Here is an 18,871-nt window from a genome sequence, read left to right as displayed (position 1 = left end):
TTCCCTCACTTCGCAACCATCGACGTGGGTGCCGACACCGACACCTGTTGCCCGGCGACGACGTCGGTCTCGGCGTGGCCCGTCGGCGCGGTCGGTCGTCTGCGGCGGCGCGACACCAGGGCCCGGAACTTGGGCGCCTGAAGCAGGCACACCGCGATCACCACCAACGCCTTGAACACCAGCGTGGTCTCGGGGGTGATGCCGGCGGTGTAGACCGTGGTAGTCAGCGTCTGAATGATGAGCGCCCCCAGGATGGTGCCCGTCAGGCTGAAACGTCCACCAAGCAGCGAGGTTCCGCCGATCACCACCGCAAGGATTGCGTCCATCTCGATCCACAGCCCGGCGTTGTTGGCGTCGGCGGCCGAGATGTTGGAGGCGATCATCAACCCGGCGACACCGGCGCACAGCGCGCAGAACACGTAGACGGCGAAGACGATCGTGCGATAGCGCACGCCGGCGAGCCGGCTGGCCTCGGGGTTGATGCCGACCGATTCCAGCAGCATGCCAAGCGCGGTCCGCCTGGTCAGCAGTCCGACGAGTGCGAACACGCTGAGGCTCACCAGGATCGCCACCGGCAGCCCGAAGACGAAACCGGTGCCGAGGATCTTGAACGGGGCGCTGGTGACGGTGACGATCTGACCGTCGGTGATGAGCAGTGCGATACCGCGACCGGCGGTCATCAGCACCAGGGTCGCGATGATGGGCTGAACGCCGAACACCGATACCAGCATGCCGTTCCACAGGCCGAGACCGACGGCGACGCCGAGGGCGATGCCCATGGCCGTGATCACGGTGCCCGCCCCGGCCGGGTCGTCGGAGGCCGCAATGTGTGCACAGGCCAGCGCCCCGCTGACCGCGACCACCGCCCCGACCGACAGGTCGATGCCCCGCGAGGCGATGACGAGGGTCATCCCGAGCGCCACCAGCATGGTGGGGGCGCCGTTGCGCAGGATGTCGATGACGCTGCCAAACAGGTGGCCGTCCTGAACGCGGACACTCAGGAAACTCGGCGTCACGATGACGTTGACGACCAGCAGCGCGACGAGCGCGAGCACCGGCCAGATCAGGGGTGACGCCGCGAGCTTCTTCCTCATTGGTCCCCTCCGGCCGCGATGAGGGCGGTGAGTTCGCCGACCGTGCGTTCCGAGCCGACCTGCGCGACACACGCGCCGTCGCGCAGGACGGCGATCCGGTCGCTGATCCGGGCGACCTCGTCGAGTTCGGCGGAGATGAACACCACGCCCATGCCGTCCTTGGCGAGATCGGTGACCAGTCGCTGGATTTGGGCCTTGGCGCCCACGTCGATCCCGCGCGTGGGCTCGTCGAGGATGAACAGCTGCGGTTCGGTGATGAGCCAGCGCGCGAGCAGAACCTTCTGCTGATTGCCGCCGCTGAGGTTCTTGACGGGGATGCCAGGGTTGCGCGGCCGGATGTCGAGCGCCTCCATGTAGCGGTCCACGAGGTCGTCCTTGGTCTTCTTCGACAACGGTCGGGCGAAACCGCGGCGGGCCTGCAGGGCGAGCACCAGGTTGTCGCGCACGCTGAGGTCGCCGATGATGCCCTCGCCCTTGCGATCCTCCGACGAGAAGGCGAGTCCCTTGGCGATGGCGGCGCGCGGTGAGCGCATCGCGTCGGTCGACCCGTTGACCGATACCTTGCCACTGCTTGCGCGATCGGCGCCGAACAGCAAGCGCGCCAACTCCGTTCGCCCGGATCCCAGCAGGCCCGCCAGGCCAACCACTTCGCCACGGTGGACGTCGAGGTCGACCGGCGCCAACCTGGGCTTGCGGCCAAGGCCGCGGGCGCTCAGCACCGGTTGGCTGGATTCGGACACCGAGGCCCTCCCCGAACTGCTGTCACCGATCTCCTCCAGCACGTCGAGCTCGTGACCGAGCATCGCGGCGACCAGCTGGACCCGGTCGAATTCGGAGGTGGGGTACTCCCCGACCAGACGGCCATTGCGCAGCACCGTCATTCGGTCCGAGATCGCGTAGACCTGTTCGAGGAAGTGGGACACGAACAGAATGGCGGTGCCGCCGTCTCGGAGCCGGCGCATCACCCGGAACAGTTCGGCGACCTCGTCGGCGTCGAGGCTGGAGGTCGGTTCGTCGAGGATCAGGACCCGCGCGGAGATCGCCGTCGCCCGCGCGATGGCGACGAGCTGCTGGATGGCGATCGGATGCGCGCCCAGGGTGGAGCCGGGGTCGATGCTCAGATCGAGTTGGCCCAGGAGTTCGGCGGCGCGGCGCTTCATGGCCCGGTAGTCGATGCTCCCGAAGCGTCGGGGCTCACGGCCGAGCAGGATGTTCTCTGCGACGGTCAGATTCGGGCAGAGGTTCACTTCTTGGTAGACGGTGCTGATCCCGGCGTCCTGAGCCTGGCGCGGGCCGGTGAACCGTTGTTCGACCCCGTTCACGGTGATGGTGCCCGCATCGGGGTCGTACACACCGGTCAACACCTTGATCAGGGTCGACTTGCCGGCCCCGTTCTCACCCATCAGCGCGTGGATCTCGCCCGGGAGGAGGCGGAAGTCGACGGCGTCGAGCGCCTTCACACCCGGGAAGTCGATCGTGACGCCCTGCATGCGGACCACCGGCGAGGCGGCGGGCCCGGCGTGGGGTGTGGTCATCGGTGAATCCTTACCGGTGGTGGTCGACGCCGCTCGGAGCGTTGCGGGGGGCTGCTGCGTCCGAGCGGCGTCGACGGTCTTCTTCGTGGTGTGCTGCTAGTACTTGCGGTCGGGCAGGGCGGCCTTCGCCTGCTGCTGGTCGAAGGTCTGATCGGGGGTCACGATGCGGGCGGGCACCGCCTCTCCGGCGACGACCTTCTTCGCGATGTCCATCAGTTGCGGCCCGAGCAGCGGGTTGCACTCGACGAGGAAGTTGAACTTTCCGTCGGCGGTGGCCTGCATGCCGTCGTGGGTGGCGTCGATCGCGACGATCTTGATGTCCTGACCGGGCTTGAGACCGGCGGCCTCGATCGCTTCGACGGCGCCGAGACCCATGTCGTCGTTCTGGGCGAAGACCATGTCGATCTTCGGGTTGGCCTTGAGGAACGCCTCCATCACCTGCTTGCCGCCGGACCGGGTGAAGTCACCCGACTGGGAGGCGATCACCTTGAGGTTCGGGTTGGCCTTGATGGCGTCGGCGAATCCGGAGCTGCGCTCCAGCGCCGGGTCCGATCCCGTCGTGCCCTCGAGCTGGACGATGTTCACCGGGCCGGGTGCCGATGCGAAGTTCTTCACCGTCCACTCCCCTGCCCACTTGCCCTCCTGGACGAAGTCGGCGCCGAGGAAGGTCTTGTAGACGTCCTTCTCCTGGGTGTCGACGGCGCGGTCGGTGAGGATGACGGGGATGCCGGCGTTCTTGGCCTCGAGCAGGACCGCGTCCCATCCGGTGCGCACCACCGGGCTGAAGGCGATGACGCTGACCCGCTGCTGGACGAAGGAGCGGATCGCCGAGATCTGGTTTTCCTGCTCGCCGTTGGCGTCGGAGAACTTGAGGTTGACGTCGGCGGCCTTGGCCGCGTCCTGGATGGACGTGGTGTTCGCCGTGCGCCAGCCGCTCTCTGCGCCGACCTGGGAGAAGCCCATGGTGATCTGGCCTCCCCCACCACCGCCGCCGGAACCACCGGATGGCGCCGGTCCGCTGCCGCACGCTGCGAGAACGCCGACTGTCGCGATGCTCAGCACCGCGGTGAGGACTCTCTTCACAACAACTCCTTCGATCATTCGGATTGCCGGGCTCGGCACGTTGCCGGCGTGTGGTCCACGTGCCGCGGAGGGGCGGAAGATGAATGTGACCGGCGTTACACCGTCAGGATGTTAACGCTCACATTCGAACGGTGTCAACGATTTGTTAGCGCTCACATCGACGCGCCGACGGGCTTGACAAAGACGTGAGCGGCGTCACAAACTCCATATGTTAGCGCTCACATGGGCGTCCGCCCCGGCCCGTGAGACCGCGGTGCGAACCCACTCAGTCTGGAGGAATTCATGCGTCAGGGCATCGTTCGAGTACTGGGGGTTCTCACCCTCATCGTGGCCGTGGTGGCCGCGCTGTCGGGCTGCGGCCGGTCGACGACGTCGGATCAGCCGCAGGCCGGCACCGGTCAGCGGTCCGGCACCATCGGCATCGCCATGCCGACCAAGTCGTCGGAACGCTGGGTCGCCGACGGCAACAACATGGCCGAGCAGTTCAAGAAGCTGGGCTACGCCACCGACCTGCAGTACGGCGACGACGTCGTGCAGAACCAGGTGTCCCAGATCGAGAACATGATCACCAAGGGCGTCAAGGTCTTGGTCATCGCGCCGATCGACAGCTCGTCGCTGACCGACACGCTGCAGCGCGCCGCCGACGCCAAGATCCCGGTCGTCAGCTACGACCGGTTGATCCGCGGCACCGAGAACGTCAACTACTACGCGACGTTCGACAACTTCAAGGTCGGCGTCCTGCAGGCCACCTACATCGCCGACAAGCTCGGTCTGGCTCAGGGCAAGGGCCCCTTCAACATCGAGTTGTTCGCGGGATCGCCCGACGACAACAACGCGACGTTCTTCTTCAAGGGCGCAATGAGCGTTCTGCAGCCCTACATCGACAGCGGCAAGCTCGTGGTCAAGAGCGGCCAGACCTCCTTCGACCAGGTGGCCACGCTGCGCTGGGACGGCGGACTGGCGCAGTCGCGAATGGACAACCTGCTGAGCAAGGCCTACACCAGCGGACGGGTGGACGCGGTCCTCTCTCCGTACGACGGCATGTCGCTGGGCATCATCTCGGCACTCAAGAGCGCGGGCTACGGCACGCCGACCAACCCCCTGCCGATCGTCACCGGTCAGGACGCCGAGCTGGCGTCGGTGAAGTCGATCATCGCCGGCGAGCAGACGCAGACGGTGTTCAAGGACACCCGTGAGCTCGCCAAGGCGGCCGTGCAGATGGCCGATTCGCTGCTCACCAATGGCAAGCCCGAGACCAACGACACCACCACCTACGACAACGGCGTGAAGGTCGTGCCCTCGTTCCTGCTGCAGCCCGTCAGCGTGGACAAGACCAACTACCAGAAGGTGTTGGTCGACTCGGGCTACTACACCGCCGGACAGCTGGCGTGACGGTCTCCGACACCGCTCCACTGCTCGAAATGCGCGGCATCACCAAGCGTTTCGCGGGGGTCACGGCGCTCAGCGAGGTCAACCTCGCCGTGCGCCGTGGCGAGATCCACGCGATCTGCGGTGAGAACGGTGCCGGCAAGTCGACGCTGATGAAGGTGCTCAGCGGGATCTACCCGGTCGGCAGCTACGACGGCGAGATCGTCTTCGACGGTCAGCCGGGCGACTTCAAGGACATCAGGTCCAGCGAGCGCCGTGGCATCGGCATCATCCACCAAGAGCTCGCGCTGGTGCCGGTGCTGTCGATCGCCGAGAACATCTTCCTCGGCAACGAACACGCCTCCGCGGGGGTGATCAGCTGGCACGAGACCATGACCGACGCCGCGCGGCTGCTCGCCCGCGTGGGGCTCTCCGAGAGCCCGCGCACCCGAATCGCCGACATCGGGGTGGGCAAGCAGCAGCTGGTCGAGATCGCAAAGGCCTTGTCCAAGAAGGTCAAGCTACTCATCCTCGACGAACCCACGGCCGCGCTCAACGACGAGGACAGCAGGCATCTGCTCGACCTCATCGTCGAGCTGCGCGACCAGGGGCTGACGTGCATCATCATCTCGCACAAGCTGGGTGAGGTGATGCGCGTCGCCGACGACATCACCATCCTGCGTGACGGCCGCACCATCGAGACACTGCCGGTGACCGACGATCTCACCGAGGAGCACGTCATCCGCGGCATGGTCGGTCGCGACATGACCGACCGCTTTCCCGAACGCAGCGACCACCCAATCGGAGAGGTCACCTTCGCGATCGAGGACTGGACCGTCTACCACCCGTTGGATCAGCAGCGCAAGGTGGTCGACGGGGTGTCCATCAACGTCCGCCGCGGCGAGGTCGTCGGGTTGGCCGGACTGATGGGCGCGGGCCGCACCGAGCTCGCGATGAGCGTGTTCGGACGCAGCTACGGCAAGAAGGCCGGCGGCAAGGTGTTCAAGGACGGCAAGGAGATTCGTACGCGCACGGTGCCCGAGGCCATCGCCCACCGGATCGCCTACGCCACCGAGGACCGCAAGCACTACGGGCTCAACCTGATGGACGACATCGCGCGCAGCGTGACGTTGGCCTCGCTGCCCAAGGTCAGCCGGGCGTCGGTCATCAACGAGCACGAAGAGACCGTGGTCGCCGAGCGGTTCCGCAAGGACATGCACATCAAGGCGACCTCCGTGCGGGCGACGACGGGCAATCTCTCGGGTGGCAACCAGCAAAAGGTCGTGCTGAGCAAGTGGATCTACGCCGACCCCGACGTGCTGATCCTCGACGAGCCGACCCGCGGAATCGACGTCGGTGCCAAGTACGAGATCTATACGATCATCAATTCCCTTGCCGCCCAGGGCAAGGCGGTGATCGTCATCTCCTCGGAACTACCCGAACTGATCGGTCTGTGCGACCGCATCTACACCCTCAACGAGGGACGGCTGACCGGTGAGGTCGCCCGTGCGGATGCCAAGCAGGAGACCTTGATGCGATACATGATGAAGGGACGCAGCTAGATGACCACCACCCCCACCGTGAGCACCGCCTCGAGCGCGCCCACGCCGACGCCGCCCCCGGCGTCACCGGGCGAACGGCTGCGCGCGGTACTGCAGGGCAACTTCCGGCAATACGGCATGGTGGCCGCGCTCGCGGTGATCGTCATCCTGTTCCAAGTCTGGACCAGCGGCATCCTGCTGAAGCCGCTGAACGTCACCAACATCGTCCAGCAGAACGGTTACATCCTGATCCTGGCGATCGGCATGGTGATCGTCATCATCTCCGGGCACATCGACCTGTCGGTCGGCTCGATCGCCGGCTTCGTCGGGGCGATGTCGGCGGTGCTGATGATCCGCAACGACATGCCGTGGCCGCTCGCGGTGGGTCTGTGTCTGCTCCTGGGCGCACTCATCGGTGCATGGCAAGGGTTCTGGATCGCCTACGTCGGCATCCCGTCGTTCATCGTGACGTTGGCCGGCATGCTGGTCTTCCGCGGGGCGACGCAGTACCTCCTCGAGGGCCAGTCCATCGCCCCGTTCCCGCGCAGCTTCAGTCAGGTCAGCAGCGGCTTCCTGCCCGAGATCGGCGGCGGCGGTGGGCTCTACCACTGGCCGACGGTCATCCTCGGCGTCTTCGTCATGGCAGCGGCGGTATGGCAGCAGGTCCGTCAGCGCCGCACGCAGTCGCGCTACGGCTTCGACGTCTCGCCGCTGGGCTGGTTCGTGTTCAAGTGCGCGGCCATCGTCGCCGCACTGGCGGCCTTCACCCTGCTGCTGGCCAGCTACCGCGGCGTTCCCGTGGTCGGCATCATCCTGGCCGTCGCCTTCGTGATCTACGCATTCGTCATGCGCAGCACCGTCTTTGGGCGGCAGGTGTACGCCGTCGGCGGCAACGAGGCAGCCGCTCGGCTGTCGGGCGTCAAGAACAAGCGCGTCACGTTCCTGGTGTTCGTCAACATGGGGCTGCTGTCGGCGCTGGCTGGTCTGCTGTTCGCGGCGCGGCTCAACTCCGCCACACCGCAGGCGGGCATCGGCATGGAGTTGGAGGCCATCGCCGCGGCATTCATCGGTGGCGCGTCGGCCAGTGGCGGCGTCGGAACGGTGTTGGGCGCCATCATCGGTGGCTTCGTCCTCGGCGTCCTCAACAACGGCATGTCGTTGATCGGCATCGGCAGTGACGTCCAGCAGGTCATCAAGGGCCTGGTCCTTCTCGCAGCCGTCGGCTTCGACATCTACAACAAGAAGAAGGGTGGGTCCTGAGGTGGCCGACGGATTCATCGCGGATCGGTTCGCGCACGACATCGTCACCTTCATGCGCAGCTGGGCGCCCTACGGCGGCCCACCGGCGGACGAGGTGCTGCCGGAATTCGGCTTGACGCGAGACCAATTGGTGGCGCGGTACCACGAGATCATGGCTGCGGCCGCCGCGCGTCGCCGTCCCGTCGGCCGCCCCGCGCCGGGCGGGTTCGCCCGTCCGTTGCGGCGGCCCGTCGGCGACTAGACGCCCGTGCTGGCACAGTGATTGGCCAGCACCCGGACATAGGGTGCCACGGCGTCCAGCTTGTGTCCGGGCCTCGAGAAGATCTCCAGCAGATGCCCGCTGCCGGCTGAGCGCACCCCGACGGCCAGCACCGCGTGATAGCCCAGGTCCGCCAGCAGGGTCGCCTCGGCGGCATCACAATCCTTGCGCCCGATGTCGGCGATGAATGCCGTACCCGGGCAGGCCATCACCCGGGCGGTCCACGGATAGTCGGCCAGCGCGTACACGGTGCCCACGTCGATCCTCCGCAGCTTCGCCAGACCGGAGTACTCGTCGAGCACGCTGTCCACGCCACGGATCGTGCGGATGCACGACTCGTCGGCCGTGGTCTCCGAGATGGCCCAGGCAGCCGCATTCACCGCGTTGTGCACCTGCATCGCAAGCACTTCCAGTGCGGCGACGACGTCCAACGGGGCGTGCTCGTCGAGGATGGCCAGGACGCGGGGCACCAGCAGATCGATCGCCGCCCTCCAGTCCTCGGGCGCGCCGGTGCGCCGACTCGGACCGGTGACCGTGGGCCTGTCCACCCCGACGTTGTAGCGCCCCGGTCCTAACCGCTTGGCGTCCAGCAGTGCGGCGTCGGCGGCGGCCAGCAGATCCCGTCCCGACGCGGTGTGGGCTCCCGACACGGTCGCACCCCAGCTGAGGGAAACGTCCGTACCCAGGATTCGCCGCACGCGGTGGCTGGTCTCGCTGGCCAGGTGCTCGGCTGCGTCCAGAGTGCGGTTCGGCATCAGCACGCAGAACTCGTCACCGCCGAGGCGGACGGCGGTAGCCTCGCCGTCGGTGGACGTGACCTCCCCGAGGACCGCACCCACCTGGCGCAGCAGCTCGTCGCCCGCCGGGTGTCCGTCGCGGTCGTTGATCGTCTTGAACCCGTCGAGATCGCCGACCAGCAGTGCCACCGGGGTGCTCTGCCAGTCCACCTCGTCGAACCTGCGGTCGAGTTCGCGCCGGTTGGCCAGCCCGGTCAGCGGGTCTTGATGGGCGAAACGCCATACCGTGCTGAACAGTTCGGAGCGGCCGATGGCCACCGCGGCGTGCGCGGCAATGGCTTGCAGCAACTGGACGTCGTCGGGTCCGAATCGTCGGCCGTTCACGCCGGTCACCCACAGCTCACCCCACATGACGTCCTCGTGCATGATCGGAACCGCGAGTTCGCTCTCCTTGCCGAGGCGTCGAAGCCACTGCGCCTCGACGGGATTGGCCTCGGCGTCGTCGACGGAGAAGACGTAGGGCTGGCCGTGACGCAGCAATCGCATGACCGGACCGTCGTCGCGGACGTCGTAGATCTCGGCCTTCGGCCACCGCTGCTCGTCGGGTCCGAGCGTGCCGACGTTGATCAGCGTGCGCAGCTGGGTCTCTGGCTCCCATCGACTGATCGACACCGAGGCCGCCTGCAGCGCCAGCAGGGCCTGCTCGGCGATCACCTCGAGGGCCTCGTCGAAGTAGCCGGCCCGCAGCACGGCGCGCGAGATGCGCAACAGCGCACGCAGGACTGGCGCGTCGGCCATGTCGATCTCGAGATCCCGCGCGCCGTCGTTCGACTCATTCCCCACCGCGTTCGACGCACGTCGCCGCTGCAACGCCCAATCCGGCACCCGCGCCCCTCCACTATCACCCCATGTGCGAACCACGGATCCTACCGTCGGCACCTGGGTACTCAGCCACGGATCTTCTGACCCTGGTTGTCGCCCCCGGCGACGTATCGAATGAGGGCATGAACTCAGACGAAGTAGACGTACCGAACCTGTCCGGACGGCTGGCCGTCGTCACCGGGGCCAGCGACGGGCTTGGACTGCACCTGGCCCGCGGACTTGCCCAGGCCGGCGCGGAGGTCGTCATGCCGGTTCGCAACCTCGGAAAGGGCGCGGAGGCGGCGGCGACGATCAGACGGGCGGTTCCCACGGCCGCCGTGTCGACCCGCCCACTCGATCTGTCCTCGCTGCAGTCGGTGAGCGGCCTGGCCGAGTCACTGCTCGCCGAGGACCGCCCCATTCACATCCTGGTGAACAACGCCGGGGTCATGACGCCGCCGCAACGACGTGGGACGGTGGACGGATTCGAGGTGCAGTTCGCAACGAATCACCTCGGTCACTTCGCCCTCGTGGGCCAGATCCTGCCACTGCTGCGCCGGGGAGCCGCCCGCGTGACCACCCAATCCAGCGTCGCCGCCGCGCAACACGGCGTTCACTGGGAGGACCTGCAGTGGGAACGCGGATATTCGACGGCCAAGTCCTATTCGTCGTCGAAGATCGCGGTGTCGCTGTTCGGCATGGAACTCGACCGTCGCAGTCGAGCGGGCGGGTGGGGAATCAGCAGCAACGTCGCCCACCCGGGGGTGGCCGCCACCAATCTGCTCGCCGCGCAGCCGGAACTGGGCCGCGCGAGTGACGGCCTCTCGGTCCGCGTGATCCGCACCCTCGCCCGGCTCGGGATGCTGGGCACCGCGGAGACGGGGATGCTGCCCGCTCTCCACGCGGCGACCAGTCCCGACGCCGGCGGAGGAAAGTTCTACGGTCCCAACGGCTTCCGGCAGCTGCGTGGTCGACCCGCCGAGCAGCTCCCGTACCCGAACGTGGCAGACGAGGCGGCGGCGGCACGGATCTGGTCGATATCCGAGTGTCTCACCGGCGTGCGCTTCCCGACGGGTTGACTGTGACCATGGACCGTGAACAGCTGGCCGACTTCCTGCGGAGCCGGCGCGAGGCGCTGCAACCCGAGGACGTCGGGCTCGGGCGGGGTCGGCGGCGGCGCACCGCAGGGTTGCGCCGCGAGGAGGTCGCCGCCCTGAGTGACATGTCGGCCGACTACTACAGCCGCCTCGAACAGCAACGCGGACCGCGGCCGTCGACGTCGATGCTGGCCGCGCTGGCCCGCGGTCTCCGGCTTTCCCTCGACGAACGCGACCACCTCTTCGCCCTGGCCGGGTTCGCCGCCCCGTCGCGGGCCGCGAGCGTCGACTACGTCGGCCCGGGTCTGATGCGGATCTTCGACCGGCTGAACGACATTCCCGCCGAGATCGTCACCGCGCTGGGCGAGACGTTGGCCCAGACCCCGGCCGCGGTTGCGCTGACGGGTGACCTGACCAGCTACACCGGGCTCTACCGCAGCATCGGCTACCGCTGGTTCGCCGATCCCCACGGGCGGGACCGCTACCGTCCCGAGGACCACCATCGGCTCTCGCGCGGGTTCACCGCCGGTCTGCGCGCGGCCCACACGAAGCCCGCGACGCGAGACCGCGCAGCCGTGTACCGCGACGCCCTCCTCGAGCGCAGTCCCGAATTCACCGAGCTGTGGCACCGCCACGAGATCGTCGTCGCCCACGAGCAGCACAAGCACATCGTGCATCCCGAGCTAGGCGAGCTGGAGTTGCAATGCCAGGTGCTGACCGATCCCGACGGGGGTCACTCTCTGCTCGTCTACACCGCCACTCCCGGCACGCCGAGCCACGACAACCTGGCCCTTCTCGGCGTCATCGGCGGGCAGTTGCCACGCCGCGGCTAGTCCGCGGCGCTGGCCAGCCATTCGGTGATGCTGGCGACCACGTCGCGGTAGAAGGTGCGGTACAGATCCTGGGCGACGTAGCCGACGTGCGGTGTGACCAAGGCATTGGGCAACGTCCGCAACGGGTGGTCGACGGGCAGGGGTTCGGTGTCGAAGACGTCGAGCGCGGCCCCGCCAATCGTTCGGTTGGCCAAGGCCTCGACCAGCGCGGCTTCGTCCACGATGGGACCGCGTGAGGTGTTCACCAACCACGACGTCGGCTTCATCTGGCCGAGTTGGTCGGCGCCCACCAGGCCGCGGGACCGGTCGCCGAGCTTGAGGTGGATCGTCAACGTGTCGGACCCGGAGAAGAGGTCGTCCTTGGACACCAGCCGCGCTCCGGCCTTCTCCGCGGTGTCGGCGTCGAGGTTCTGACTCCACGCCACGACGTCCATCCCGAAGACGTTGCCGAGGCGGGCGATCTCGGAGCCGATGTTGCCCAGGCCGAGGATGCCGAGAACCTGACCACGCAATTCCCGTCCCACCGTGGTCTGCCATCCCCCGGAGCGGACGGAGGCGCACTCGTCGACGAGGTGGCGCGAACTCGCCATGATCAGCGCCCACGTCAGTTCCACGGTCGAGGTCGGGTCGTACCCGGTGTTGGTGACGACGACGTCGTGGTCGGCGGCGGCGTCGTAGTCGATCGCGGCGTTGCCCGGGCCGGTGGAGGCAATGAGCTTGAGCCGGGGCAGGCGTTCGATGATCTCGCGCGGCAGCGGGGTGCGCTCCCGCATCACGCAGACGACGTCGAACGGCTCGAGCCGGGCCACCAGGTCGTCGGCATCGGCGAGGTGGTCGCCGAACACCGTGACCTCCGCCTTGGCCTCGACGGCCGACCAGTCGGCCGTCGACAGCGCTACGTCCTGATAGTCGTCCAAGATCGCGATCTTCACGTGGGGTCCCTTCCGAGGCGGTGTGATGGCCTTACCCACGATCTCACCGGGTGACGCCTGCGCCGGCATACCCGCTAGCCCCCACTGCGAGTTGGGGGCTACCGTCGACGCCTCCGACCCGCCTCGTGGGCGAGGGTTGAGCCATGGTCCCGCACAGCCCCGAACCGAACGCGATCTACCAGACGGCGACGATGGAGGCACTGCTCGACGGCGTCTACGACGGCGACGTGATGATCCGAGAACTGCTGAGCCACGGCGACTTCGGTCTCGGAACCTTCAACGGTCTCGACGGCGAGATGCTGATGCTCGACTCGGTGTGCTACCAGCTCCGGTCCGACGGCAGCGCCGAGCAGGCCGGCCCAGACGAACTCGTTCCCTTCGCCGTCGTCACGCGATTCCGTCCGCAGCAGACCATCGAGGTGACCGAGGAGTCCGACCGCGCGACCGTGACCACGCTGGTCGACGAGCGTGTCGAGAGCGCCAATCTGATGGTCGCGGTGCGCATCCGCGGCGACTTCGCCTCGGTCCGCACCCGCACCGTCAGCAAGCAGCACGCACCGTACCCGCCGTTCACCGAGGCCACCCGCGATCAGGGCGAGGTGACCATGACCGACGTGTCGGGAACGCTCGGCGGCTTCCGGATGCCGCAGTGGGTGCAGGGCATCTCGGTTGCGGGCTACCACGCACACTTCCTCGACGCCAACCGCGCCCGGGGCGGGCACGCACTCGACTATCGCTTGCGGCACGGCACCGTGGAGGTGAGCGTGTGCTCCGACCTTCACCTCAGCTTACCCCGGACACCGCAGTTCGAGGCGGCCAACCTCTCCGACGACGACGCCGACGAACAGATCCGTCGCACAGAAGGGCACTGAGATGACCTCTCCGGCAACACGTTCCGCACAGGGCATGGTCGACACGCTGTCGGCCTACGGCGTGCAGTTCATCTTCGGCATCCCCGGAGCCAAGGTCGACGCGGTATTCGACGCACTCGAGGACGGCGGACCGCAGCTCGTCGTCTGCCGCCACGAGCAGAACGCCGCGTTCATGGCCGCCGCGGTCGGCCGACTCACGGGCACTCCCGGTGTCGCGCTGGTGACCTCGGGTCCCGGGACGACGAATCTGGCGACCGGCCTGGTCACCGCGAACACCGAGCAGGATCCGATGATCGCGATCTGCGGCGCCGTCGGGCGCGTCGACCGGCTCAAGCGCACCCATCAGTCGATGAACGCCGCGGCGATGCTCGCCTCGGTCACCAAGTTCACCGGCGAGGTCGCCCATCCGGACAACGCCGCCGAAGCCGTCGCCAACGCGTTCCGCGCCGCCACCACGGTGCCCCGCGGAGCCGCGGCGGTGATCATTCCGTCGGACGTGGCGGCCGAACCGACCACGGCCGTCGTCACCCCCGTACCCGTCGCGCCGCTGGGAGCCGCTCCGGCCGAACGTGTCTCGCGCGCCGCGGACCTCATCCGCCACGCCCAGCGACCCGTCGTGCTGGTCGGGATGCGCGGCGGCGATCCCCGCGCCTGCGCGGCGATCCGGGATCTGCTCGCCGTCACCGATCTTCCCGTCGTCGAGACGTTCCAGGCCGCCGGCGTCGTCTCGCGTGAGCTCGAGAAGCACTACGTCGGGCGGGTGGGACTGTTCCGCAACCAGCCGGGCGACGAGTTGCTCGCCGAGGCCGACGTCCTCCTGACGGTGGGCTACGACCCCGTCGAATACGACCCGCGGCTGTGGAACTCCGATCCGGCCCGCATCGTCGTACACCTCGACGAGATCGACGCGGACGTCGACGTGCACTATCAACCCGCACTGGAACTGCGCGGCGACGTCGCCGCGACCGTGCGCGCGTTGATTCCCGAACTGTCCGGGCTTCGCCTCTCCGAGTCGGCGGCCACATCCGTCGACGAGAAGCGCGCCGCCCTGATCGCCATCGACGACGCGGCCGCGACGCACGCCGACACCGAGGTCGGGGTCAACCCGGCCGCCCTGGTGCTGAAGATCCGCGACCTACTCGACGACGACGCCACCGTCGCCTGCGACATCGGGTCCAACTACATCTACGCCGCCCGGCACCTGCGTGCCTACGAACCGCGCCGCTTGCTGTTCTCCAACGGCCAGCAGACCCTCGGGGTGGCCTTGCCGTGGGCGATGGCCGCCACCATGGTGCGGCCCGGCACCCAGGTGGTGTCGATCTCTGGGGACGGCGGATTCCTCTTCAGTGCACAGGAATTGGAGACCGCCACCAGGCTGGGGTTGCACTTCACCCACGTCATCATGCGCGACGACACCTACGACATGGTCGGGTTTCAGGAGAAGCTGAAGTACGGCCGCACCTCCGGCGTACGGCTCGCCGACTACGACGTCACCCAATACGCCGCGGCCTTTGGAGCCACCGGCGTGCGCGTGAGCGGGCTGGCCGACTTCGAACGCGCCTTCAAGGAGTCTCTCGACGATCCGGGCGTCACCATCATCGACGTGTGCGTCGACTACCGATCCAACACCGACCTGGCCAAGCATCTTCACGACGGCGTCCTCGAATGACACCATCACCCACAGCACGTCGACCAAGGAGCCCAAGATGATTCGCGCGTACCGCCTCTACACCGGTCCCGACGGCAACTCTCACGTCGAACGCGGCAGCATCGCCGGCGGCGAGTTGGTGCAGGCCGAATCGATCGAATTCAAGGAGACCGCGCCGCATTCGTCGTTCGACTGGCACAACGACCCGATTCCGCAGTACGTCATCACGCTCTCTGGCGTGCTGGAGTTCACGACCGTCGGCGGCGAGACGTTCACGATTCACCCGGGTGACGTGCTGCTGGCCGTCGACCACACCGGCACCGGCCACGAGTGGCGGCTTCTCGACGACGCACCGTGGAAGCGGGCCTACGTGGTCTTCAAGACCGGCGCCGACACGCACTTCGTGCCCGACGAGGCCTGACGCCGGCAAGTCGAGACATAATCGTCGGTGACGACACGCCGCCAGAGGCCGCCACAGCTGATGTCTCGCGTCGGTGTCGGCGTCCGCGTCCTCGAAGGGAGAACCCGGTGAGCAAGCACTATGGTTCCATCGCATTCACCGACGCCGTCGTCGATGTCCAGCGCGAGTACGGCAGCGACGGGTTCTACGGGCGCAAGCGGGTCCAGGGCCGAGCCGCACCCGGAACCGACGCGCTCACCGACGACGAACGGGACTACCTGGCCGACCGCGACGGCTTCTATCTGGCCTCCGTCAGCGAGACGGGTTGGCCGTATGTCCAATTCCGAGGCGGGCCAAGGGGTTTCCTACGTGTCGTCGACGACCACACCATCGGCTGGGCCGACTTCCGCGGCAACCTGCAGTACATCACCACCGGCAATGTCAGCGGTGACGACCGCGTCGCGCTGATCGTGCTGGACTACGCCCAGCGACGCCGGTTGAAGATCTACGGTCACGCCCGCGTCGTCACGGTCGCCGACGACCCGGCGCTGGTCGGGAGCTTCGCTGATCCCGGCTACGCCGCAGATGTCGAGCGCGCCGTCCTCGTCACCGTCGAGGCCTTCGACTGGAACTGCCAGCAGCACATCACACCGCGCTTCAGCGCCGAGGAACTCGAACCGCACCTCGCCCCGCTGCGTCGGCAGCTGGCGGACCTGCAGGCCGAGAATGCCCGGCTGCGCGAGGGACTCGAAAGCGCTGGACCGCCCGCCCGTTAGTGTGCAGTGGTCGGCCCACAGCGAACTGACCGATAGAAAAGATGAGCACATTCATGACCGCAGCAGCAGAAACGCAGGAGCTCGAAGCCCGAGTCGGCCACCACTACCAGGCCGACGGCACCTATCTCGTCGGACGGGAGAAGGTCCGTGAGTTCGCGCGCGCGGTGCAGAATTATCATCCCGCGCACTGGGACGTCGCCGCGGCCCAGGCACTGGGGTTCTCGGATCTCGTCGCCCCGGTGACCTTCACATCGACCCCCGCCATGGCCTGCAACCAGCGCATGTTCGAGTCGGTCGTCATCGGATACGACATGTACCTGCAGACCGAAGAGGTCTTCGAACAACACCGGCCGATCGTGGCGGGCGACGAACTGACCACCGACGTCGAGCTGACGTCGGTGCGCCGAATCGCCGGCCGCGACCTGATCACCGTCACCAACACCTTCACCGACGCCGCCGGCGAACGCGTCCACACACTGCACACCACCGTCGTGGGCGTCACCGGTGACGACGTCGACCCGGCGATCCGCTCGGCGATCCAGGGCGTGATGATGCACGACGTCAACCTCCTCGGGGTCGACGAGAGCGGCGCGACGTACGAGAAGACGGTCCGTCCCGACGGTGAGGCCAGGATCTCCGACGGGGGTGCCACCCGCACTCCGTCGACCCCGTCGTTCGACGATCTCGAGGTGGGTGGCGAACTCCCGGTCCACCACGCTCGGCTGTCCCGTGGCGACCTGGTCAACTACGCGGGCGTGTCGGGCGACGCGAACCCACTGCACTGGGACGAGGACATCGCCAAGCTGGCAGGCCAGCCGGACGTGATCGCCCACGGCATGCTCACCATGGGCCTCGGTGCCGGCTTCGGCTCGTCGTGGTTGGGCGACCCCGGGGCGATCAGCCGCTACGCCATCCGACTGTCCCAGCCCGCGATCGTGCCGGCCGCGGGTGGCGCCGACATCGAGTTCGGAGGCCGGATCAAGTCGCTGGACCCGCAGACCCGCTCCGGCGTGGTCATCGTCACCGCGAAGTCGGCCGGCCGCAAGATCTTCGGCCTGGCCACGCTGGAGGTCCGCTTCCGCTGACCCGTCAGGGATCGTCGGCGGCGGGACCCGAGCCCATCACCAGGGTGATCGTGGCGCTCACCGCCGCAGGCAGACGCGCGTGGGGATTGGTCGCCAGCACCCGGTCCTTCGACTCCGGGGACGACGGCAGGTACGCCTGCCGGAATTGCCGGAAGCCGGCGCCGGTCAGCACCCGGATGGCGTCGGCGTAGGTCATCGATGCCACGTCGGGAACTTCGAGTCGGGGCTCGGCGGCCTGATCACGGCCGGGTCCCGACGACACCTCGATCGTGATCTCGGACCCGGCCGCCACGTCCGTCCCGGCCACGGGGTCGGTGTCGATGACGTGCTCTGCGGGCACGTTCGGATGCGCCGCCGTCTCGACTCGCGTGCTCAACCCGCGGTCGTGCAGTGCGGCGACGGCTTCGGCGACGGTGCGTCCCCGAACGTCGAGGAGCGCCTCGGCGGTGGAGCCGCGGCCGAGCGTGCCGAGGCCGACCGCGACGGCGACCGCGACGACGAGCACCGTCACCGCCCCGACCGCGATCAGCCGCCGGGAGACCGCGTGCCCGCCGGCCGGCGAGACCGGGCCGCTCACCTCACGTGACGCGGCCACCGGCAGGGGCGACGTGGCGTCGGCCGTGGTTCGGACTGCCGCGTAGGGCACGTCACCGTTCAGCAGGCGAATGAGGTCGACGCGCATGTCGGCGGCCGACTGGTAGCGCTCGTCGGGGTCCTTTGCCATTGCCTTGGCTACGACCGCGTCGAAGGACGCCGTGAGTTCGGCATTGCGACCGGAGGGCTGGACCGGATCCTCATGCACATGCTGATAGACGATCGCGACGGGTGAATCACCGGCAAAAGGCGTGTCACCGGTGGCGAGTTCGTAGAGCACGCAACCCACGGAGTAGACGTCGGAGCGGGCGTCGACGGTGCCGCCGCGGGCCTGTTCTGGCGACAGGTAGTGCGCGGTGCCCATGACGGCACCGGAGCCCGTCGTGCCGTGATCCCCGTCGGAGAGTGCCCGGGCGATGCCGAAGTCCACGACCTTCACCGCGCCGGTCTTGGTCAGCATGATGTTGGCGGGTTTGACGTCCCGATGGATCACGCCGTTGCGGTGGCTGAACTCGAGTGCCTCGCATACCTCGGCGATCACCGAGACCGCGCGCCGCGGGGTCATCGCACCGCGCTCGCGTACCGAGTCGCGCAACGTCTGACCGTCGACGAACTCCATCACGATGTACATGGGCGTGCCCGTGGTCGTGTCTGCCGCACCGGTGTCGTAGACGGCGGCGATGCCGCGATGGTTGAGGCCGGCCGTCTTCTGCGCTTCCCGACGGAACCGCGCGCTGACGGCGGCGTCCTTGGCCAGGTCGACGTGCAACACCTTCACCGCGACGTCTCGATCCAGACGCAGGTCGCGGGCCAAGTGCACTTCCGACATGCCGCCGATGCCCACCAGCTCGTGCAGTTCGTAGCGGTCGGCGAAGCGGCGCGGCGTACTCAAGGCA

The 18,871-nt window shown here is 67.8% G+C and carries 17 protein-coding genes; 11 read left to right on the top strand and 6 right to left on the bottom strand.

Annotated features, from left to right (window positions below; all coding sequences use genetic code 11):
• Positions 1-5 precede the first annotated feature (5 nt).
• The 3 genes from ABZ195_RS01160 to ABZ195_RS01150 all read right to left on the bottom strand — a co-directional run bounded on the left by ABZ195_RS01160 (position 6) and on the right by ABZ195_RS01150 (position 3,712).
• Positions 6-1,094, bottom strand: coding sequence for an ABC transporter permease (locus ABZ195_RS01160; RefSeq protein ID WP_355214097.1), 1,089 nt, complete (start codon positions 1,092-1,094; stop codon positions 6-8).
• Positions 1,091-2,629, bottom strand: coding sequence for a sugar ABC transporter ATP-binding protein (locus ABZ195_RS01155; RefSeq protein WP_355214095.1), 1,539 nt, complete (start codon positions 2,627-2,629; stop codon positions 1,091-1,093). Before ABZ195_RS01155 ends, ABZ195_RS01160 begins: the two co-directional genes overlap by 4 nt.
• A gap of 96 nt (positions 2,630-2,725) precedes the next feature.
• A complete protein-coding gene (locus ABZ195_RS01150; protein ID WP_355214093.1) occupies positions 2,726-3,712 on the bottom strand; it encodes an ABC transporter substrate-binding protein in 987 nt (328 codons plus the stop codon).
• 282 nt (positions 3,713-3,994) lie between these two features.
• On the opposite strand from ABZ195_RS01150, the gene chvE reads away from it, so the two are divergent.
• From chvE to ABZ195_RS01130, 4 genes are read left to right on the top strand one after another with little or no spacing between them, the layout of a single operon-like run.
• Positions 3,995-5,104, top strand: a complete 1,110-nt coding sequence (gene chvE / locus ABZ195_RS01145) for a multiple monosaccharide ABC transporter substrate-binding protein (protein ID WP_355214091.1) — start codon at positions 3,995-3,997, stop codon at positions 5,102-5,104.
• Positions 5,105-5,133: 29 nt separating this feature from the next.
• Positions 5,134-6,642 carry a multiple monosaccharide ABC transporter ATP-binding protein gene (mmsA, locus tag ABZ195_RS01140; protein ID WP_355214893.1) on the top strand — a complete coding sequence of 503 codons (1,509 nt, stop codon included), beginning with the start codon at positions 5,134-5,136 and terminating at the stop codon, positions 6,640-6,642.
• Positions 6,643-7,881: a multiple monosaccharide ABC transporter permease gene (gene mmsB, locus ABZ195_RS01135; protein ID WP_355214089.1), complete on the top strand. Its 1,239-nt coding sequence runs from the start codon at positions 6,643-6,645 to the stop codon at positions 7,879-7,881.
• Between the two features lies 1 nt (position 7,882).
• The gene (locus tag ABZ195_RS01130; protein ID WP_355214087.1) at positions 7,883-8,122 is read left to right on the top strand and encodes a hypothetical protein; all 240 of its coding nucleotides are present in this window, start codon (positions 7,883-7,885) and stop codon (positions 8,120-8,122) included.
• On the opposite strand, the gene ABZ195_RS01125 is transcribed toward ABZ195_RS01130, so the two are convergent.
• Positions 8,119-9,720, bottom strand: a complete 1,602-nt coding sequence (locus tag ABZ195_RS01125; RefSeq protein ID WP_355214085.1) for a sensor domain-containing diguanylate cyclase — start codon at positions 9,718-9,720, stop codon at positions 8,119-8,121. The two genes, ABZ195_RS01130 and ABZ195_RS01125, sit on opposite strands and share 4 nt — an antisense overlap.
• A gap of 161 nt (positions 9,721-9,881) precedes the next feature.
• On the opposite strand from ABZ195_RS01125, the gene ABZ195_RS01120 reads away from it, so the two are divergent.
• Both ABZ195_RS01120 and ABZ195_RS01115 read left to right on the top strand, forming a co-directional pair.
• Positions 9,882-10,817: an SDR family oxidoreductase gene (locus tag ABZ195_RS01120; protein ID WP_355214083.1), complete on the top strand. Its 936-nt coding sequence runs from the start codon at positions 9,882-9,884 to the stop codon at positions 10,815-10,817.
• A gap of 8 nt (positions 10,818-10,825) precedes the next feature.
• Positions 10,826-11,668 carry a helix-turn-helix transcriptional regulator gene (locus ABZ195_RS01115; RefSeq protein WP_355214081.1) on the top strand — a complete coding sequence of 281 codons (843 nt, stop codon included), beginning with the start codon at positions 10,826-10,828 and terminating at the stop codon, positions 11,666-11,668.
• Here the strand turns inward: ABZ195_RS01115 and ABZ195_RS01110 are convergent.
• A complete protein-coding gene (locus ABZ195_RS01110) occupies positions 11,665-12,600 on the bottom strand; it encodes a D-2-hydroxyacid dehydrogenase family protein (RefSeq protein ID WP_355214079.1) in 936 nt (311 codons plus the stop codon). The two genes, ABZ195_RS01115 and ABZ195_RS01110, sit on opposite strands and share 4 nt — an antisense overlap.
• 143 nt (positions 12,601-12,743) lie before the next feature.
• Here ABZ195_RS01110 and budA point away from each other — a divergent pair, with 143 nt between their 5' ends.
• From budA to ABZ195_RS01085, 5 genes are all read left to right on the top strand, one after another.
• Entirely contained in the window at positions 12,744-13,472 is a 729-nt protein-coding gene (gene budA, locus ABZ195_RS01105) for an acetolactate decarboxylase (protein ID WP_355214078.1), read from the top strand.
• 1 nt (position 13,473) lies between these two features.
• Positions 13,474-15,141, top strand: coding sequence for an acetolactate synthase AlsS (gene alsS / locus ABZ195_RS01100; RefSeq protein ID WP_355214076.1), 1,668 nt, complete (start codon positions 13,474-13,476; stop codon positions 15,139-15,141).
• Between the two features lie 37 nt (positions 15,142-15,178).
• Positions 15,179-15,541: a cupin domain-containing protein gene (locus ABZ195_RS01095; protein ID WP_355214074.1), complete on the top strand. Its 363-nt coding sequence runs from the start codon at positions 15,179-15,181 to the stop codon at positions 15,539-15,541.
• A 107-nt stretch (positions 15,542-15,648) separates the two neighbouring features.
• A complete protein-coding gene (locus ABZ195_RS01090; RefSeq protein ID WP_355214072.1) occupies positions 15,649-16,296 on the top strand; it encodes a pyridoxamine 5'-phosphate oxidase family protein in 648 nt (215 codons plus the stop codon).
• Between the two features lie 53 nt (positions 16,297-16,349).
• Positions 16,350-17,381, top strand: coding sequence for a fused (3R)-hydroxyacyl-ACP dehydratase subunits HadA/HadB (locus tag ABZ195_RS01085; protein ID WP_355214070.1), 1,032 nt, complete (start codon positions 16,350-16,352; stop codon positions 17,379-17,381).
• 4 nt (positions 17,382-17,385) lie between these two features.
• On the opposite strand, the gene pknB is transcribed toward ABZ195_RS01085, so the two are convergent.
• Positions 17,386-18,867, bottom strand: coding sequence for a Stk1 family PASTA domain-containing Ser/Thr kinase (pknB, locus tag ABZ195_RS01080; RefSeq protein WP_355214068.1), 1,482 nt, complete (start codon positions 18,865-18,867; stop codon positions 17,386-17,388).
• Between the last annotated feature and the right edge of the window lie 4 nt (positions 18,868-18,871).

Origin of the sequence: Mycobacterium sp. NPDC006124 (assembly GCF_040614235.1) — a bacterium.
In the GTDB taxonomy this organism is placed as follows: Bacteria; Actinomycetota; Actinomycetes; order Mycobacteriales; family Mycobacteriaceae; genus Mycobacterium.
The sequence above is the reverse complement of the archived record's forward strand: the minus strand, read 5'-3'. Positions and strand labels throughout refer to the sequence as shown.